Consider the following 16,333-nt stretch of genomic DNA (forward strand, 5'->3'; position numbering starts at 1 on the left):
CAAATATAGGGCGATGCAAGGCATTTAGCCAAGTGTATCCGAAAGAAATTTGTGCGCCAAAGCATCCTTCTTGACCTGACCTCGGGCGGTAGGCTGATCCCCAGTGACTTATGGAAACCACCTTCCGCCAGGAAATGTCGGCGCTGGTAATTACAGCTGGTAGTGAAAGGTAGCGAGGAAGTAACGTCCTAAGCCGTTACTCTGCGTTTCGGTCGTGACGAATGCCTGGGCTTGCCGGTTAATGACCAGGTTATTGTTGAGCAGATCGCGACCCGTGATCCTAAAGTAGTGCTGGGCTTTCTTAAAGGGACGTATTTCCAGGGCAGCCTGCAGGTCGGGAATATTGGTCGCATTGGCAAAGCTCGCGGCTTCGAAGATGCGGTACAGGAACTGCGTCTCCAGGCGCCAGACGGGTGAAAACTCCAGTTCCACCTGGGTGACGATGTCGTGCGTGACGGTGACGATGTCTACACTCTCGTCGTCGTCGAATTTGTTTACGCTATGCGCATAGGTGTATCCCGCCTTGATGAACGACTTGGTATTCAGTTCCGTGGTAAGGTCGACACTACCGCTGGTATTGCGGGAGGTATTGGTGCGGGCTACGCCGTCCACGAAACCCTGCCCGACGCTACCGTTGGTTTGCGCGTTGGCCCGTAGTTCTCCGTTCATAAAGGCCATCCCGATAACGGAGCCCAAATAGACGTTGTTGGACCAGGCGTGGCTGACGTTGACGGTCTGGTAGATTTGCTGATTAGGGGTAAAGGTCAGACTGTTGCCGAAGGCGTTGTCGGTGTAGGAACCGCCGACGTTAGCATTCAGGGAGATAGCGCGGAACTGATCGTTAAACCACATACCGCTCCACAGACTATGCTGTACCGCGGGATCGAGGTCGGGGTTTCCAACGGAGACCCGTCCGGTCACGGAAGGTCGCGCGATGGTTTGAAGCTGGTTAACTGACGGGGCCTGCGCGTCGGCGCTATAGTTAAGGTAAAGGTTGGCCTTACCGGCCTGTACGCGCCACCGTGCACTGGGGAGTAGATAGGTATAGTCGCGCATGTAAGCCGTATCGCCGGAAATATCCAGTTGGTCTTGTTCGACGTCGACGCCGACTTGTACGTTGTTGCGCTCCCCGTAACTGAGCACGAGGTTGGTTCCCGCCCGATAATTACTCCAGCCGCGGGTAAGGAGGTTGGTTGTTTGATTGCCCTCATCGAGACGGAAGCGGTAGTCGCCTTCGTCGCGGTCGTAACCTCCTCCGATTTCGGTTTCCCAGCGCAGTTTTTTCGATAGCGGTTCGGTGTAGTCAATTTCCGCGTCTACCGCGAGGCTGTTCGTGCGACGGTTTTGAATCTGGGTACCGTTCTGAAGGGAACCGGGAATAAAGATGTCCTCATCAGATTCATCCAGCCCGTCCACGATTACGCGTAGGTCGGACTGATCTTCGCGGTAGGAGGCTTCCGCGTTTGCGCCAAAGGTGCGGCCCTTTTTGCCCGGAAGGCGGCGGTTGTAGCGGAAGTCAAGGTCGCCGCTGGGTACTTGACCGTCGTTAATATCATTGACGGTATAGGTCTGGGATGCGCCGGTCGCATTCGTGACCTTGGTCACCGCGCTGCTTATATTATCGTTGCCGGAGAGGGTGCCGGAGCCTTCAATACTGAGTCGACTGATGGTGTCCAGATCGTGTTCGTATTCAAAACCCAGGGAATGGCTGTAGCGGCCGAGGGCATCGGTTTGATCGGAGAGGATGGTCCGCTCATTATCGGTGCGCGTAAAAGCTTGCCGCTCGGTTACCATTTGGGTTTGCTGGCGGTCGAAGAGGGTATAATTCATTGTGAGCTGACCGTTTTCGCCCACCGTCTTTCCGTAGTTGATGCCCGCCGCAATGCTTCGGTTTTGGCCCGGCGTCTGGCCACCGTCGTAAAACGGAAGTCCCCCGCCGCCGGTGCTGAACCAGCTGCCGCGCCCGGAATTCTGGTTAAAGCTCATCAGCTCGTCGCCGGAAAAGCCTACGCGGTTGACGTTATTGATCGTGCCGAGAATACCGAGCTGGGTGGCGTCGCTGATTCGGAATAGCTTACCACCCGCATCATAGCGCAGGTCGTCGTCGCCAGCCGCCACGCCGCTTCCCCCGTAAAGTTCCCCGAAAAGTTTAGCCTTAAATTCCTCGTTCATTTCCAGGTTGACGGTGGTGTTCTCCTGGCCGTCGTCGATTCCGGATATCTCTTCGCTGTCGGATTTCTGGTCAAAAACCTCGACGTTCTTCAGGGCCTTCGCGTCGAGATTTTGCGTGACGAGGCTGGCGTTGCCGGCGAAGAAGGGTTTGCCGTTGATCATTACCTCCTGAACGGGCTTGCCCCGCCAGGTAAGCTGCCCGCTGGCATCAATGCTCATACCGGGCAGGCGGCGCAGGAGATCCTCCACTTTGGCATTCTCACCGACGGCGAAGGCCGCCGCGTCGTACAACATGGTATCCCCTTTCATGCGGATGGGGATCCGGTCGGCGGTCACCTGGACGCCGCTCAGTTCATAACCGGAAGGGTAGAGTACGATCTCTCCGAGGCCGAGGTACTGGTCGCTTTCGGAAACCGTGACTTCCTGGTCGGGCCGCTCGTAGCCCAGAAAGGTTACCCGTAGGAGGTATTCTCCCGCGGGTACTTTTTCCATCAGGAATACCCCCTTGTTGTCGGTCGTTCCGAAAGACGTCAATAGGGTATCGGACGTCCGCAGCAGGATCGCGTTGGCACCGGGGAGCGTCGTACCCGTGGTGTCGACAACGGTAGCACTGATATCGGATTGCGCATGGATCAGGCCGCTGCCAATAAGCAGCAGAAAGAATAAATAGTGTCTCATTATACTGGGTGGTTTAAGGGGATTCAGGTAACTTACCATTGTCGTTCCCATCCGCGTTGGCGCCGTTCCATTACTTCCTGGCGCTTGGCGGCGATTTTTTTGAATTTCTCCCGGCTGATTTTATCTCCTTCGCTGGGTTTGTCCAACTTGAGTTCAGCCGGGTTTGGCTGCATGGTTTGCATCGTATACTCAGTGAAGCTGCCCTCATTCTGGACTTTCAGATAAACGATAGCCCCGGGCAGTCCGCCGTAACCCTGCGGGCCCACGCCCAGGGGGATGGTTTCCGTGAAGTAGGCAGTCAGGGTGTCGCCCTGCTCCGATACCGCGTAGGCAACCTTGCTAGGCAGGGTGTAGGCCATGTTGGCGCGCTGATTGTCGGGTACTTCCCACTCGGGGCGGAGCCATTTATCCTCCATAATGAAGGTGCGATCCATGATTTGCCGCTGATCGGTCACCATACTATCGGTGATGCTCGTATAGTAAACGTCCGGATTTTCGGTCTGCCGGCCCATCCAGCCGCGCCGGTCGTTAGGATCTACTTTTTGCTGGACTTGCTGATAGCTGAAAGCTTCATCATTAAAGGTCAGGCGGCCCGTTCGGTCAAAAGCGCCTTCTTCCTTAAGCTTTTCCATCCGCTTTTTCTGATCGAGGGACATCCCATCCCACAGTTGGACATCCCGGTGCTCGAGGTAGTCAATGGTGCCGTGCGTGATCTGACCGTGTACCCAAGCGGAACTGAGTGCCAGCGAAATAGTAAAGAATATGATTCTGAGGGGCATATAACAAATTCAGTTTGTTACAATTTAGGACTTAGGATGCGGAACCTTCGGTCAGTGGCGTGTCTAATCGACGATTGGGCCTAATTGCTGGATGGTTGGCCACCACCGGCGGTGAAAAACTGGAAATCTGAACTCCCGCCGGCCCGCTATCCAAGGGACGGTGCCTGTCCCTGCCGGGTTGCATTCTGCCCTCGAGAATGCGATCATTGCCGAATAAACTGCCTGGTCGAGGAAGGCTTCCGGGCCTGAAACTTGTCTTGCAAGGTGTAGAACCGGTCCCCGGAAACCCGCTTTCCTTCCGTCGGTGGTGAAAGGTCCGGGTTTTCGGTACTGAGCGTCAGGTTGGTAGCCCGATATCGGGTACAGGATTCATTCCGGCAGACATCCAGCTGGAGGATGGCTCCCGGCAGTCCGTAGTAATTTCTCGGGCCGAATGCTAGGGGCAGGGCAGGGGCGTACGCCGCCGTCAGGCTATCGCCCCGCGCCGTAGTGGCCGTAGCCGTCTTCAGCTGGAATCCCAGCGTAGCATCGGAAGCCGGAATGGTGGATTCCTGCAGCATCCAATTAATCTCCGGTACCGATCCGTCATGTAGAAATAACTGGTCGGCAATCGCTTCCTGATTAAGGTAGGTATCCCGCTGGGTGTCGGTATAGAACACCTCGGCGTCGGTCTGGGCACTAAGGATGGTCACGGTCATTTCGCCATTCTCAAGTGTTTGGTCCGGTTTCTCTATCTGCCGGAAAACATATGCGTCCGGACGGAAGGTGAGGGTGTATTGCTTATCAAAACCACCGCCGGCACTGAGGTCGCGTAGCATCTTGGCGACCTCGTCCGTCTCGGGCGCCGCATCCTCCGGGGGCGTCATCTTGAAAGTGGGGGAAGCGGTGTAGGTAACGGTTCCGTACCGGACCTGCGACCAGGCAAGGGCCGGCAAAAGCGCTGCGGTACACAACAACACGAACGATGAATAACGGAGGGGAAAACGCATAGTATCTCTTTTGATTGGCCCAAAGGTCTACCGGCCCACCGGCGAAACCGGTTAACCCACGCGTAATAGGGTTAATTAAGGTTAATGGGGTAGCGCAGGGCAGGGGGAAGCCTTTACCTTGCCCCTATGACTCGCCTGGCAGCCTCCTTCATCCTTGCCACCTTGTTGGTTATCGGATTGCTTTCCGCTTACCTGCGGGAATCGTACGTGGACGCCCGCGATTTGCTGGTCGAGCGCATCGATGCCGAACTCAATCAATTGAGCACGGATAATCTGCTCCGGCAATTACGGTTCTTCAAGTCCAGTCAGCCAGACTCGGTACAGCTCGATACCCTGATCGAATTCAGATCGTTATCGGTGAGTGGCGATGTCCCCTCCGGTCAGGATGACATGGACGTCACCGTTCGCTTCTTCGATACGACCGATCAGCCCGCTGTATTATCAGACCGCGCCGATAACCCCTTTTCGAAGATCACCCGTCACCTCACGGTAAATAGCCAAAAGTTGTCACCGCACCTGGATAGCCTGGGGGAAGTCTACCAAGTGGTGCTTCGGCAGTTCCCTTCCCGTACGGAGGCAACAGCGGAGCACGCGCTGATCGTGCGTCAGCAGGTTAGTCTGTTATCGTCCGGGGCTGGAGGCAATGGCCCGGTGATCGGTATGGTGGATTACCATATGGCCGTCCTGAGAAGCCTGGGTTTTGAAATACTGTCCTCCTGTTTACTATTGATTGCGCTCGGGTTTGCCGCGTATAGCGCTTTTCGTAGCCTGCGCCTACACCGTCGACAACTGGCTGACCGGGAGGCCTTACTGGCCAATCTATCCCACGAACTGAAAACGCCCATCGCCGCGGTGAGCGTAGCACTCGAAGCGCTGGATCGCTTCGGGGCGGACACTCAACCGGAGCGCCGACGGGAATATATCGAGCTGAGTCGTCAGGAATTAAGTCGCCTGGATAGACTAGCCGATTACGCTATCGGTGCGCTGAAGCTGAAAAGTGGCGATGGTCAGACGGACCGGGTACCGGTTGACGTACCCAAAATGGCCCGGGAAATTTGGGCGGGGCTCTCTTTGCAGTACGAGCTTGGAGCAACGCAACCAACAATCGTTACGAGGGGGGATAGCGTCCCGGTAAAATTCTACGCGCGGGAATTCCGGTTGGCCCTTTCTAACTTGCTGGAGAATGCGATCAAGTATGGGGGGTCCCCGCCGGTCATACGTCTGCTACTGGTTTATGGTCCTGATGTTTTTACCTGCAGCGTAGCGGACGAGGGGCCGGGCATACCCGCATCCGAGTCCGACCGCATCTTCGAGCGTTTCTACCGGATCACGGACGAGCGAACCGGCCACGCCGTAAAGGGGCACGGCCTGGGACTCAGTCTGGTCCGGCAGGTAGCTGACCTCCACGGGGGGACGGTTGGCGTCCGGCGAAACGATATGGGTGGGGCCACCTTCAGCCTGCAAATTCCCCTGTCGTGAGAATCTTGTACCTCGAAGACGAGCCGGTGCTGGGGCGCATCGTGAAGGAGAGCCTGGAAAGCCGGGACTGTTCCGTGGACTGGTTCACTTCCGAAAGTTCCGGAGCCGCGGCCCTGCAGGCGGCCAACGACTACCACATCGCGGTACTGGACGTCCAGCTTCCCGGTCGCAGCGGCCTGGCAATCGGGAAGGAGCTGCGTGCGAAGTGGCCCCGCTTACCTATCCTTTATCTCACGGCTCGCATACAGGCAAAAGACGCGGTTGCCGGATTTGAAGCGGGGGGTAATGATTACATCCGCAAACCGTTCAGCATGGAGGAGCTCCTGATCAGGATGCGGAACCTGGTTAATATGCGGTCCGGCGAAAGCGCTTTACCTGCGCCCCGCCGCCCGGAAAATGAGCAGTGGGCACTGGGGGATTTGCAATTCGACTACCTGGAGATGACGCTGACCGGACCGGATACGTCCGTTTCCCTCAGCCATCGGGAGGCCCAGTTGCTGCGCTATCTCCTTCTGCACCGGCATAAGCCGCAGATCGAGCGACGCGACATCCTGCTGGCGTTGTGGGGAGATGACGGTTTTTTCCACTCCCGAAATCTGGACGTATACATCCGAAAACTGAGGACCTACCTGCAGGTGGAGGATGATCTCCGGATAATTACACTGCGGGGCGTCGGCTACCGGCTTATCCTGCCGGGCGATGCAACCGACACCTAGGGAAGTGTTGTTTACATTTGTTCCTAAATCACATTACATGACCCCGGAGGAAAGAAGCAGTTTGATTACCCGCGTGGATGCCGCCCTCGACGAGGTACGCCCCCACCTGGCCATCGACGGCGGTAACATCGAGGTCGTGAACGTCAGCGACAAGCAGATCGTAGAGATCAAGTGGCTGGGTGCCTGCCACGGTTGCTCCATGACCGCCATGACCATGAAGGCCGGCGTAGAGCAGGCCATCAAGACCCGTCTTCCCCAGATCGCCGGCGTCGTGGCCGTCAATTAATTTGATTTGCAGCTTTTTTATGACCCCGACATCGTCTCGGGCTACCATGAATTACGCGCCTCCGAAGCCCAGCACGCGGCCCGCGTATTACGGAAGCGTACGGGGGATGAACTGGACATCGTAGATGGAAGGGGAGGGTGGTACAGCGCAAAAATCACGGATATTTCCAAACGGTCGTGTGTGCTGGACGTAGACAAGCTACGCCAGGAAGACCGGCGCGCTCCGCACGAATTGACCTTATGGGTTGCGCCCACCAAGAACATCGACCGCTTTGAATTCGTGCTGGAAAAGGCAACGGAGATCGGTGTCGACCTGATCCAACCCGTTTTTACCGAGCATAGCGAACGCACCCGGCTGCGTACCGACCGTTTGGAACGGGTTATTGAATCGGCCGCCAAGCAAAGCCTGAAGGCCTGGATGCCGCGTCTTGCGGAACCCGCCTCCCTGGAAGAGCTGCTTCCGACGGCCTCCGCCGACCAGCGGTATCTGGCCTATCTCGGTGGTGCCGATACGCCGTTGCTTGCCCGGCAGCCACGGCCGGACGGTTCCGTTGTCGTGGCCATCGGACCGGAGGGCGGTTTCAGCCCCGCCGAAGCGGAGATGGCCCGGAAATGCGACTTCACCTGGGTGAGTCTCGGCCCTCACCGACTGCGTACCGAGACGGCGGCCATAACTGCCGTCCATACGCTAGAAATGCTGGCCTGGTGAAGCATCCGATCGGTACCGCCGCGCGTTACTGCGGTATGCGTTACCTCTTTCTGCTGCTCCTCCTTCCCCTTCTCCTCGGATCTTCCGCTCCGGACGTCGCCCGCCTGCGGCTCGGGCTGTTGAAGTATAATGGAGGCGGCGACTGGTACGCCAACCCCACGGCTCTGCCGAATCTGGCCAATTTCTGTAACCAGACCCTGCGCACCGACCTCGACCCCGACTACGGCACCGTGGACGTCGGAAGCGCCGAATTATTCAACTACCCCTGGGTACACATGACCGGTCACGGCAACGTCGTCTTCAGCTCCTCCGAGGCGGAAAATTTGCGCAATTACCTGATCGGCGGTGGCTTTTTGCACATCGACGACAACTACGGCATGGATCCTTTCATCCGCGTGGCCATGGAGCAGGTGTTTCCGGAAGCTAAGTTCGTGGAGCTCCCCTTTGATCATCCTATTTACCACCAGACGTACGACTTTCCCGGTGGGCTGCCGAAAATCCACGAGCACGACGGGAAGGCGCCGCAGGGCTATGGCCTGTTCTGGGAGGACCGACTCGTCTGTTTCTACACCTACTCTAGTGACCTGGGGGACGGATGGGAAGATGAATCCGTGCATAACGACCCGCCGGAGATTCGTGCGGCCGCGCTCAAAATGGGGTCAAACGTGATCGAATACGCTTTCCGACAGTAGCGGTATACTTTAGTTGGATACGAGCTTGGTGAGCCGTTCTTTATCCTTCAATTCCGCGAAGAACTCCTCCAGGCGATCCATCACCTGCCGGCGGTACGCTTTGCTGTGGCCCGCCTCGTTTTCTACGCGATGCGTGATTTCGTCCTGTAGTGTCAGAAAGTGATTTGCCACTTCCTGAATCTCTTCCCACGTCACGTGTCTTCCCAGGAACCGCGCCTCGTAAATCGATTCCATGCCGAGATCTTCACGCGGAACCGCATAGTGGGCGTCTACGAGACCGCTATGGTCAAAGTCATACGGTATCGGAATCAGGCGATCATCCTGCCTGCTGTGGAGGCATTCCACGTTGTGCAGGTTGAAGATGTTCCAGTCCGTGTTGAGGATCATGTAATTGAACAGGCAAAGGGTAAGGTAGGCGGAGCGATCCACGGCGCGGGTGCTCACCTGTTTGTCTTCGTGAATGTCGCCGTCAAACCGCTGCTCCAGTTGCTCTTCCGCCTCTATGAGGAAGCCCTCCAGCGTGTCCCCCCGCGGCAGCACGAGTCTGACGGGCAAGGTGCGGTGGTGGTAGGGACTCAGGAGAGTGTAAAGGTCATACAGCAAACGCTCGCGCCGCAAGTAGGCAATCCCCTCCCGATTAGAACTGCACTGGAGGACGAACTTCAAGTCGTTCAGCTCGCTGTAACCGGCCCGTACGAGCGGCTGCTTTTTCAGCTTAATTTTGAGCGAGGGAAAACGACAGGCTTGAAGTCGGGCGTGACCCCGAGTGCGGATACGGCCGGGGAATGGGGTGCCGTCGATCGTGAACTCCGCGTCGCGGTACGCTTTCTGGTGTTTTTGGCGCAGCAGCTTTTTCCATTCGGTGTGCAATTCGATCACGGCCGTGTCGCCGGTCGTAAATAGTGCGTCAAACAGCGACGTTTGACCCGGTAGAAGCAGGGGGATAAAGAATAGAAATACAGTAAGGCGCATGCTACTTAGTGGAAACCGCCAACGGGATACGTTCCCCGTTGATCGTTCCCCTAAAATAGTCTCCGTTGTCGACAATGAGGATTTCCCCCACGTTTCCAAACTTGATACTGGAGTCGACGGCGATGAGCCGGTTGTCGAAGTAGGCGTGAATGGCCGTGAAACTGGTGTGCCCGACGACGATCCGTTCCGCGCCGATTTTGCGCAGAACGTAAGACATATCGTGGGCGTCAAAGCCGTTGCGGCTGAAGTAGCCCCGGTACCACAGCGGTCCGTTTTCGCCGTGCATCAACTCCAGGCGGCGGCTGTCGTGGGTCACATCGGTGAGGTCGTCCGCGTCGATGAGGTATTCGTGGTACAGCTCATTGATGCGGTCGATGCTTTTGACTTCACGCACCATCTGTTTGCTCAGCCCACCGTGTATGTAGACGGTATTATTGATCTCGACCACGAGGGGTAAACTGCGCAGCCACCGCCCGAGGTAAGAGGTCGGGCCGTAGAGTTCCCCGTAAAATTTGCCGGTGAGGCTGGCGGTGGTGCGGTATTTCGGGTTCAGGTAGCGGTCATCGCCTTCCAGCGTGAGTGTTTCGTGGTTGCCCAGCAGGAAATGGACTTTTCCGCCCGCCCGCTCGGCTTCGATTTCCAGGTTGTGCAATAGCCAGAGTAACTCGGTTACCTGATCGCCGCGGTCGAAAATATCCCCGACGATCACGAGGTGGCCGTCTCCGAAGGACCAGTGTAAACTGTCGTCGATGATGCCGTTAGCCTCCAGGAGTTTACGCCCCGTGTCGAACTGCCCGTGAATGTCGCTCAGCGCGGCAACGCGGCTTACGCCTTCGTAGTGCACATCGGTAATCTGCTCGAACTTTCGGTTGATGTCAATCAACTCGGGGCGAAAGGACGGGAAGTTGGGTAATTCGTCTTCGCCCTCACCCGTAAACTCCGCCTCGTGCGCCGTACGGGATTCCGTATCGACCCATCTGGCGACCACCTTATCGTCTTCGTAGAAGAGATAGGGACCATCGGGTGGTACGGTATCGTGCCCCAGGGAGAGCAGGCCGAAAAACAGCAGGGAAAGCAAATGGTGTGGTTAGGTTACGCCAAAGTTAACCAAAATTAACCTTCGCCGGTTGTTTTGGAAGAGTTAAGGGCGGCGGGGCGCAGGTAAGACGTACTTCGGCAAGCCGCCGAGTACTAGTTACCCCGACCCATCGTTACACCCGCACAATCCTGCTTCCATGCGCCACTATCTTTTTCTGTTATGCTGCCTGCTCATCTCGACCGCATCCAGCGCGCAGGTGGGGGTATCGGGCTTCTACAATTTTAACCGCGCCAAACTGGTAGGAGACGCCGTCAATCCCAACGAGGATAACTTGTCACCCTACGCCAACGGGCCCGAACTGGCAGTTAACTACTGGTTCCGCTTGCCTAAAAACCGTATTGAATTCCAGCCCACCGTCTACTTCGCTCAGTCTGGAGACAACTCCCCCTGGCGGGAAGCCGGATTTCAATTCAAGACGAATATTTATGTGTTCGACCTAGGCACCGATTGCGATTGTCCGACCTTCGGTAAACAGGGCCCGCAATTGGAAAAGGGGTTTTTTCTGCAGCTTTCCCCCGGGGTAGCCCGTCACTGGGCAAACCTGAATGGGGTAAATATGGGGAACACCGCGCTGACGTTGGGAGCCGGCGTTGGTATCGACTTTGGGATCAGCAATTTACTGACACTTACGCCGATAGCTTCCTTGCGGCACACCGTCACGGACTATACGGGGATGGAAGCTGTGAACGCCTCGGGAGAAGAATTGGACGTTCGCGGGCAACTGACTACCTTCCAACTCGGCCTACAGGCCACCTTCCGCTTCGATAAGAAGCGATACTGAGCTGCCGCGGACGTCGTAGTTCGGGTAAAAGCCGGTTCGGGTAAGGCGTAGCGTAGTCCTTATCTTGTGGCCAGATTTTGATCCCTAAACGACCGTATGATCCAGCCACTTAACAAGTACAGCCGCAACGTCACCAATAACCCCGAGCAACCCGCCGCCCGGGCCATGCTTTATGGCATCGGCCTCTCCGACGCCGACATGGATAAAGCCCAGGTCGGTATCGTCAGCACGGGCTGGGAAGGCAACCCCTGTAATATGCACCTCAACGGCCTGGCCGCGGAGGTGAAGGCCGGCGTGAACGAAGAAAGCGAACTGCTGGGACTCATCTACCACACCATCGGCGTCAGTGACGGTATGAGTATGGGAACGGATGGGATGCGCTTCAGCCTGCCCAGCCGGGACGTCATTGCCGACAGTATCGAAACCGTTGCCGGAGCGCAGTGGTACGACGGCGTGGTAACGGTGGTTGGCTGCGACAAGAATATGCCGGGTGCCATGATGGCCCTGTGCCGGCTCAACCGCCCCGGAATCGTGGTCTACGGCGGTACCATCAGTCCGGGATGCTACCAGGATCAGAAGCTGGACGTGGTGTCCGCTTTCGAAGTACTGGGTAAGTACCGGACCGGGGAAGTGGACCAGGAACAGTACAGCAACGTCATCCGCCATGCCTGCCCGGGATCGGGCGCCTGTGGCGGTATGTACACCGCCAATACGATGGCCTCCGCGATAGAGGCGATGGGCATGGCCTTGCCTTACAACAGCAGCATTCCGGCCAACCACGCCGATAAGCGCGCCGATACCGCCCGCGTCGGGGAATACATGCTCCACTTGCTGAAGAATGACATCAAGCCGCTGGACATCCTGACCCGGGAGGCCTTCGAGAACGCGATCGTTACCATCACCGTACTCGGAGGGAGTACGAATGCGGTACTCCATCTCCTGGCCATCGCACACAGCGCCGGTGTCGACATCACCATCGACGACTTCCAGCGCATCAGCGATCGCACCCCCTTCCTTGCCGATCTCAAGCCCAGCGGTAAGTACGTAATGGAAGACCTGTATTACGTGGGCGGTGTACCCGCCGTGATGAAGGAACTCCTCAAACGCGGTATGCTACACGGTGACTGTATGACCGTTACCGGGAAGACACTCGCGGAAAATCTTATCGAGGCGGAAAGCCTGCGTGAAGATCAGCAGATCATTTACGGGTTTGATAAGCCCCTGAAGACTACCGGCCACCTGCAAATCCTCTACGGTAATCTTGCCGCGGAGGGTAGTGTCGCGAAGATTACGGGCAAGGAGGGAACCCGCTTTATGGGTCCGGCCCGGGTGTTTAATTCCGAAGCGGAGGCAAACAGCGCCATCGGCAAACGGGAAATCCGGGAGGGGGAAGTGGTCGTCATCCGCTACTGTGGTCCAAAGGGCGGACCGGGGATGCCGGAAATGCTCAAGCCGACCAGTGAAATCATGGGGCAGGGCCTGGGTAAAAAGGTAGCCCTGATCACCGACGGCCGCTTCAGTGGGGGGACGCACGGCTTCGTGGTCGGCCATATCAGCCCCGAGGCACAGGTCGGCGGACTGCTGGCGCTCGTAGAAGATGGGGACATCATCAACATTGATGCCGATAATAACGTCCTCAATTTAGAGGTCGATGAAAAAACCCTGGCGGAACGCCGCGCCGCCTGGCAGGCACCGGACCTCAAAGCCCGGCACGGCGTACTGAAAAAGTATGCCCGCGCGGTCAGCAGCGCCTCCCGTGGCTGCGTGACCGATTTGTAATCCCAAAGTTGAATACTATGTCCAAGATGCCCATCACCAAGAAAGCTCCGGCCACTAACGGTACGCACACCACCGAACGAATGAGCGGTGCCCACGCCCTGCTCCAGTGTCTGGTGAACGAGGGGGTGGATACCATCTTTGGCTACCCCGGAGGGGCGATCATGCCCGTTTACGATGCCCTGATCGACTTTGAGGACCGCATCACCCACATCCTTCCCCGTCACGAGCAGGGCGCCATTCACGCCGCGGAGGGTTACGCCCGGATCAAGCGGACGACCGGTGTTTGCATGGCAACCAGCGGTCCGGGTGCCACCAACCTGATTACCGGTTTATGTGACGCCCAGCTGGATAGTCTGCCCATTGTCGCCATCACGGGTCAGGTACCGTCTTTCCTGTTGGGAAGCGATGCCTTTCAGGAGGTAGACGTGGTGAACAGCACCATTCCGGTCACGAAGTGGAATTACCAGATCACCAAGCCGGAAGAGATTGGTTGGGTTTTACGCAAGGCTTTCTTCATTGCCAATAGCGGCCGCCCGGGACCTGTAGTCGTTGACATCACTAAAGACGCTCAACTGGCGATGGTGGACTTTTATTATCCTACCGAGCTGAGCATCCGGAGCTACGTCCCCCACAACAAACCCAAGTCCCGGCAACTCAAGGCCGCCGCAGACCTGATCAACGGTGCCCGTCAACCCATGATCTTAGCCGGCCACGGTATCCACATCGCTAAAGCCCAGCCGGTTTTTCGGGAGTTCGTCGAGAAAACCGGCATCCCCGTAGGGGCAACCTGTCATGGTCTGGGAACCATTCCCAACGATCATCCCCTGTTTACCGGTATGCTCGGCATGCACGGAAACTATGGTCCGAACTACCTGCAAAACGACGCCGATGTAGTCGTGGCCATCGGCATGCGTTTTGACGACCGGGTTACCGGACTGCTGTCGAAATACCTCCCCGACGCCCGGGTGGTACACATCGAAGTCGACCCCGCCGAAATAAATAAGAACGTCAAAGCGGAGGCACCCGTACTGGGCGATGCGCGGGAAGTGTTGGAAGCCCTGCTTCCGATGGTGGAAGAAAAGAGTTATCCGGAGTGGGTAGCCCGTTTTTACGAATGCAGCGAGATCGAGGAGCGACGCGTCATTAGCGAAGCAATCAAGCCTACCGCCGACGGACAGATTCGCATGGGCCAGGTCATCCGGGAGGTAAGCCGACAGACGGACGGGCAGGCGATCGTAGCTACCGATGTCGGGCAGCACCAGATGATGGCCGCCCGCTACTATGAATATAAGGGACACGACCAGTGGGTGAGTTCTGGCGGAGCCGGTACGATGGGCTACGGTCTCCCCGCTGCTTTTGGCGCCAAATACGCCGATCCAGGTCGTCAGGTTGTTGCCTTCATCGGCGACGGGGGCTTTCAGATGACCATACAGGAACTTGGCCTGTGCGCCCAGTGGAACGTTGGTGTCAAGATCGTGCTGCTCGACAATAACTACCTTGGAATGGTACGCCAGTGGCAGGAACTTTTCCATAAACGCCGCTACAGCTCGGTCGAGCTCCAGAACCCGGATTTCGTAACCATTGCTAAAGGATTTGGCGTGCCGGGCCGTACGGTGCGTAACCCCGATGAAGTGGTTGACGCGATCGCGGAAATGCTGGCCCACGAAGGACCGTACCTGCTACACCTCCACACGGTAAAGGAAGACAACGTCTTCCCCATGGTGCCGAGTGGCAAATCCGTAAGTGAGGTTATCCTGGGTCCCGAGGATCTGCTCCCGCAATAACGTCAACCACCCCAACTTATGAAGCGCTCCTTTACCATCACCGTATTCACGGAGGACCACGCCGGACTCCTCTCCCGGGTAGTGGGCATCTTTAATCGCCGCAACCTCAATATCAGCAGCCTCACGACGAGTGCCAGCAGCGATGAATCCATCCATCGCTTCACCATCGTGGTGGAAGTGACGGAGGAAATGGTGATTAAGCTGGTCGCGCAGCTGGACAAGCAGGTAGACGTCCTGAAGGCGTTCTACTACGACGACAAGGACATTGTTTACCAGGAGATTGCCCTCTACAAAGTCCCCATCGAAGTATTCAGCAATGGAAACGAGGTCGAGATGATGATCCGTCGCCACAACGCCCGCGTCTTGCTAATCGAACCGGAATACGTGGTCATCGAGAAGACCGGACATGAATACGAGACCGAGGCGCTCCTGACCGAACTTCGTCTGGTTGGACTCTACGAATTCGTCCGTTCGGGTCGCGTAGCCATCGTGAAGCCCATGGAGCGGTTAAATAATTACCTGCAGGAATTGAACGAGGAGGTCAATAACTAAGGGGAACTTATCTTCCCCGCATGAGCTACGAGAACCTTTTAATTGAGCATACGGACGGCATCGTTCGGATCACTATCAACCGCCCGAAGGCGCTGAACGCCCTCAACCAGCAGACGCTGGGAGAACTGGAGCATTTCTTCGGAACCGATTATGCAGACCGTACTGACTTTTCCGGGGTCATCCTGACCGGAGCGGGAGATCGGGCCTTCGTTGCCGGTGCCGACATTAAGGAATTCGTAGCGGTAGCCGAGCGGGGAGACGGTCAACAGATGGCTGAGCGGGGCCACGAAATATTCTTCCTGATTGAAAACTTTCACCGGCCCGTCGTTGCGCTTATCAACGGGTTCGCACTTGGTGGTGGCTGTGAACTGGCCATGGCCTGCCACCTGCGCATCGCAACGGAGAATGCACGTTTCGGGCAGCCGGAAGTCAATCTTGGGATCATTCCGGGGTACGGCGGTACCCAACGCCTGAATCAGTATATCGGTAAGGGAAAGGCGATGGAACTCATTCTTACGGGAAATATGATCGACGCCAGGGAAGCCGAGCGCCTGGGGCTGGTTAATTATACGCTGCCGCACGGGCAGGCCGAGGAGAAAGCGGTCGAGTTGTTATCGACCATTGCTACCAAGGGACCAATAGCCATTCAGGAGAGCATACGTGCCGTGAATTCTTTCTACGATCACCCCGGCGGATACGCCGCGGAGGCGGAGGCGTTCGGTCGCGCTACGAAGACGGCCGATTTCCGGGAGGGGGCATCCGCCTTCGTGGAGAAGCGTCAAGCCGATTTTCGAGGCGAGTAAAGCTTAGCCATAAACCGAAATGAAAACGGGGTCGATGCGAACGCACCGACCCCGTTTTCATGGG

At 57.1% G+C, this 16,333-nt stretch carries 15 protein-coding genes; 10 read left to right on the forward strand and 5 right to left on the reverse strand.

The genetic code is table 11. The annotated features are described in order from the left end of the window. Nucleotides 1–150 precede the first annotated feature (150 nt). The 3 genes from DRW39_RS02535 to DRW39_RS02545 form a co-directional block, all read right to left on the reverse strand. Nucleotides 151–2,850, reverse strand: a complete 2,700-nt coding sequence (locus DRW39_RS02535; protein ID WP_198664762.1) for an outer membrane beta-barrel protein — start codon at nucleotides 2,848–2,850, stop codon at nucleotides 151–153. A 32-nt stretch (nucleotides 2,851–2,882) separates the two neighbouring features. Next, nucleotides 2,883–3,629, reverse strand: a complete 747-nt coding sequence (locus tag DRW39_RS02540; RefSeq protein ID WP_116105405.1) for a GLPGLI family protein — start codon at nucleotides 3,627–3,629, stop codon at nucleotides 2,883–2,885. A gap of 203 nt (nucleotides 3,630–3,832) precedes the next feature. Continuing rightward, nucleotides 3,833–4,618: a GLPGLI family protein gene (locus DRW39_RS02545; protein WP_116105406.1), complete on the reverse strand. Its 786-nt coding sequence runs from the start codon at nucleotides 4,616–4,618 to the stop codon at nucleotides 3,833–3,835. Between the two features lie 126 nt (nucleotides 4,619–4,744). On the opposite strand from DRW39_RS02545, the gene DRW39_RS02550 reads away from it, so the two are divergent. From DRW39_RS02550 to DRW39_RS02570, 5 genes are read left to right on the forward strand one after another with little or no spacing between them, the layout of a single operon-like run. Further along, the gene (locus DRW39_RS02550; protein WP_116105407.1) at nucleotides 4,745–6,097 is read left to right on the forward strand and encodes a sensor histidine kinase; all 1,353 of its coding nucleotides are present in this window, start codon (nucleotides 4,745–4,747) and stop codon (nucleotides 6,095–6,097) included. Next, entirely contained in the window at nucleotides 6,094–6,813 is a 720-nt protein-coding gene (locus DRW39_RS02555; protein ID WP_116105408.1) for a response regulator transcription factor, read from the forward strand. The genes DRW39_RS02550 and DRW39_RS02555 overlap by 4 nt, the downstream gene beginning before the upstream one ends. A gap of 37 nt (nucleotides 6,814–6,850) precedes the next feature. Next, complete coding sequence (locus tag DRW39_RS02560) at nucleotides 6,851–7,099, forward strand: NifU family protein (RefSeq protein WP_116105409.1); 249 nt, start codon at nucleotides 6,851–6,853, stop codon at nucleotides 7,097–7,099. A 6-nt stretch (nucleotides 7,100–7,105) separates the two neighbouring features. Next, the gene (locus DRW39_RS02565; RefSeq protein WP_116105410.1) at nucleotides 7,106–7,807 is read left to right on the forward strand and encodes an RsmE family RNA methyltransferase; all 702 of its coding nucleotides are present in this window, start codon (nucleotides 7,106–7,108) and stop codon (nucleotides 7,805–7,807) included. Between the two features lie 35 nt (nucleotides 7,808–7,842). Continuing rightward, nucleotides 7,843–8,499, forward strand: a complete 657-nt coding sequence (locus DRW39_RS02570; protein WP_116105815.1) for a DUF4159 domain-containing protein — start codon at nucleotides 7,843–7,845, stop codon at nucleotides 8,497–8,499. A 9-nt stretch (nucleotides 8,500–8,508) separates the two neighbouring features. Here the strand turns inward: DRW39_RS02570 and DRW39_RS02575 are convergent, their stop codons facing one another. Together DRW39_RS02575 and DRW39_RS02580 are read right to left on the reverse strand one after the other, a co-directional pair. After that, nucleotides 8,509–9,471 (reverse strand): hypothetical protein, encoded by a 963-nt coding sequence (locus tag DRW39_RS02575; protein WP_116105411.1) that lies wholly within the window; start codon nucleotides 9,469–9,471, stop codon nucleotides 8,509–8,511. Nucleotide 9,472: 1 nt separating this feature from the next. After that, nucleotides 9,473–10,549 (reverse strand): metallophosphoesterase, encoded by a 1,077-nt coding sequence (locus DRW39_RS02580; RefSeq protein ID WP_116105412.1) that lies wholly within the window; start codon nucleotides 10,547–10,549, stop codon nucleotides 9,473–9,475. Between the two features lie 157 nt (nucleotides 10,550–10,706). Here DRW39_RS02580 and DRW39_RS02585 point away from each other — a divergent pair, with 157 nt between their 5' ends. From DRW39_RS02585 to DRW39_RS02605, 5 genes are all read left to right on the forward strand, one after another. After that, nucleotides 10,707–11,351, forward strand: coding sequence for a hypothetical protein (locus DRW39_RS02585; RefSeq protein WP_116105413.1), 645 nt, complete (start codon nucleotides 10,707–10,709; stop codon nucleotides 11,349–11,351). A 96-nt stretch (nucleotides 11,352–11,447) separates the two neighbouring features. Beyond that, nucleotides 11,448–13,130, forward strand: a complete 1,683-nt coding sequence (gene ilvD / locus DRW39_RS02590; RefSeq protein ID WP_116105414.1) for a dihydroxy-acid dehydratase — start codon at nucleotides 11,448–11,450, stop codon at nucleotides 13,128–13,130. Nucleotides 13,131–13,156: 26 nt separating this feature from the next. Continuing rightward, complete coding sequence (gene ilvB / locus DRW39_RS02595) at nucleotides 13,157–14,914, forward strand: biosynthetic-type acetolactate synthase large subunit (RefSeq protein ID WP_116105415.1); 1,758 nt, start codon at nucleotides 13,157–13,159, stop codon at nucleotides 14,912–14,914. An 18-nt stretch (nucleotides 14,915–14,932) separates the two neighbouring features. Beyond that, complete coding sequence (gene ilvN, locus DRW39_RS02600) at nucleotides 14,933–15,466, forward strand: acetolactate synthase small subunit (RefSeq protein ID WP_116105416.1); 534 nt, start codon at nucleotides 14,933–14,935, stop codon at nucleotides 15,464–15,466. A 20-nt stretch (nucleotides 15,467–15,486) separates the two neighbouring features. Beyond that, on the forward strand, nucleotides 15,487–16,269 hold the full coding sequence (locus DRW39_RS02605) for an enoyl-CoA hydratase/isomerase family protein (protein ID WP_116105417.1): 783 nt from the start codon (nucleotides 15,487–15,489) through the stop codon (nucleotides 16,267–16,269). Nucleotides 16,270–16,333 lie beyond the last annotated feature (64 nt).

The sequence above is a fragment of the Lewinella sp. IMCC34191 genome (assembly GCF_003390935.1).
Taxonomy (GTDB): domain Bacteria; phylum Bacteroidota; class Bacteroidia; order Chitinophagales; family Saprospiraceae; genus Neolewinella.

Bases quoted from the DNA above. Each gene is read 5' to 3' on its own strand.
- DRW39_RS02535 (WP_198664762.1), bottom strand. From the start codon at position 2,850: ATGAGACACTATTTATTCTTTCTGCTGCTTATTGGCAGCGGCCTGATC.
- DRW39_RS02540 (WP_116105405.1), bottom strand. From the start codon at position 3,629: ATGCCCCTCAGAATCATATTCTTTACTATTTCGCTGGCACTCAGTTCC.
- DRW39_RS02545 (WP_116105406.1), bottom strand. From the start codon at position 4,618: ATGCGTTTTCCCCTCCGTTATTCATCGTTCGTGTTGTTGTGTACCGCA.
- DRW39_RS02550 (WP_116105407.1), top strand. From the start codon at position 4,745: ATGACTCGCCTGGCAGCCTCCTTCATCCTTGCCACCTTGTTGGTTATC.
- DRW39_RS02560 (WP_116105409.1), top strand. From the start codon at position 6,851: ATGACCCCGGAGGAAAGAAGCAGTTTGATTACCCGCGTGGATGCCGCC.
- DRW39_RS02570 (WP_116105815.1), top strand. From the start codon at position 7,843: ATGCGTTACCTCTTTCTGCTGCTCCTCCTTCCCCTTCTCCTCGGATCT.
- DRW39_RS02575 (WP_116105411.1), bottom strand. From the start codon at position 9,471: ATGCGCCTTACTGTATTTCTATTCTTTATCCCCCTGCTTCTACCGGGT.
- DRW39_RS02585 (WP_116105413.1), top strand. From the start codon at position 10,707: ATGCGCCACTATCTTTTTCTGTTATGCTGCCTGCTCATCTCGACCGCA.
- ilvD (WP_116105414.1), top strand. From the start codon at position 11,448: ATGATCCAGCCACTTAACAAGTACAGCCGCAACGTCACCAATAACCCC.
- ilvB (WP_116105415.1), top strand. From the start codon at position 13,157: ATGCCCATCACCAAGAAAGCTCCGGCCACTAACGGTACGCACACCACC.
- ilvN (WP_116105416.1), top strand. From the start codon at position 14,933: ATGAAGCGCTCCTTTACCATCACCGTATTCACGGAGGACCACGCCGGA.
- DRW39_RS02605 (WP_116105417.1), top strand. From the start codon at position 15,487: ATGAGCTACGAGAACCTTTTAATTGAGCATACGGACGGCATCGTTCGG.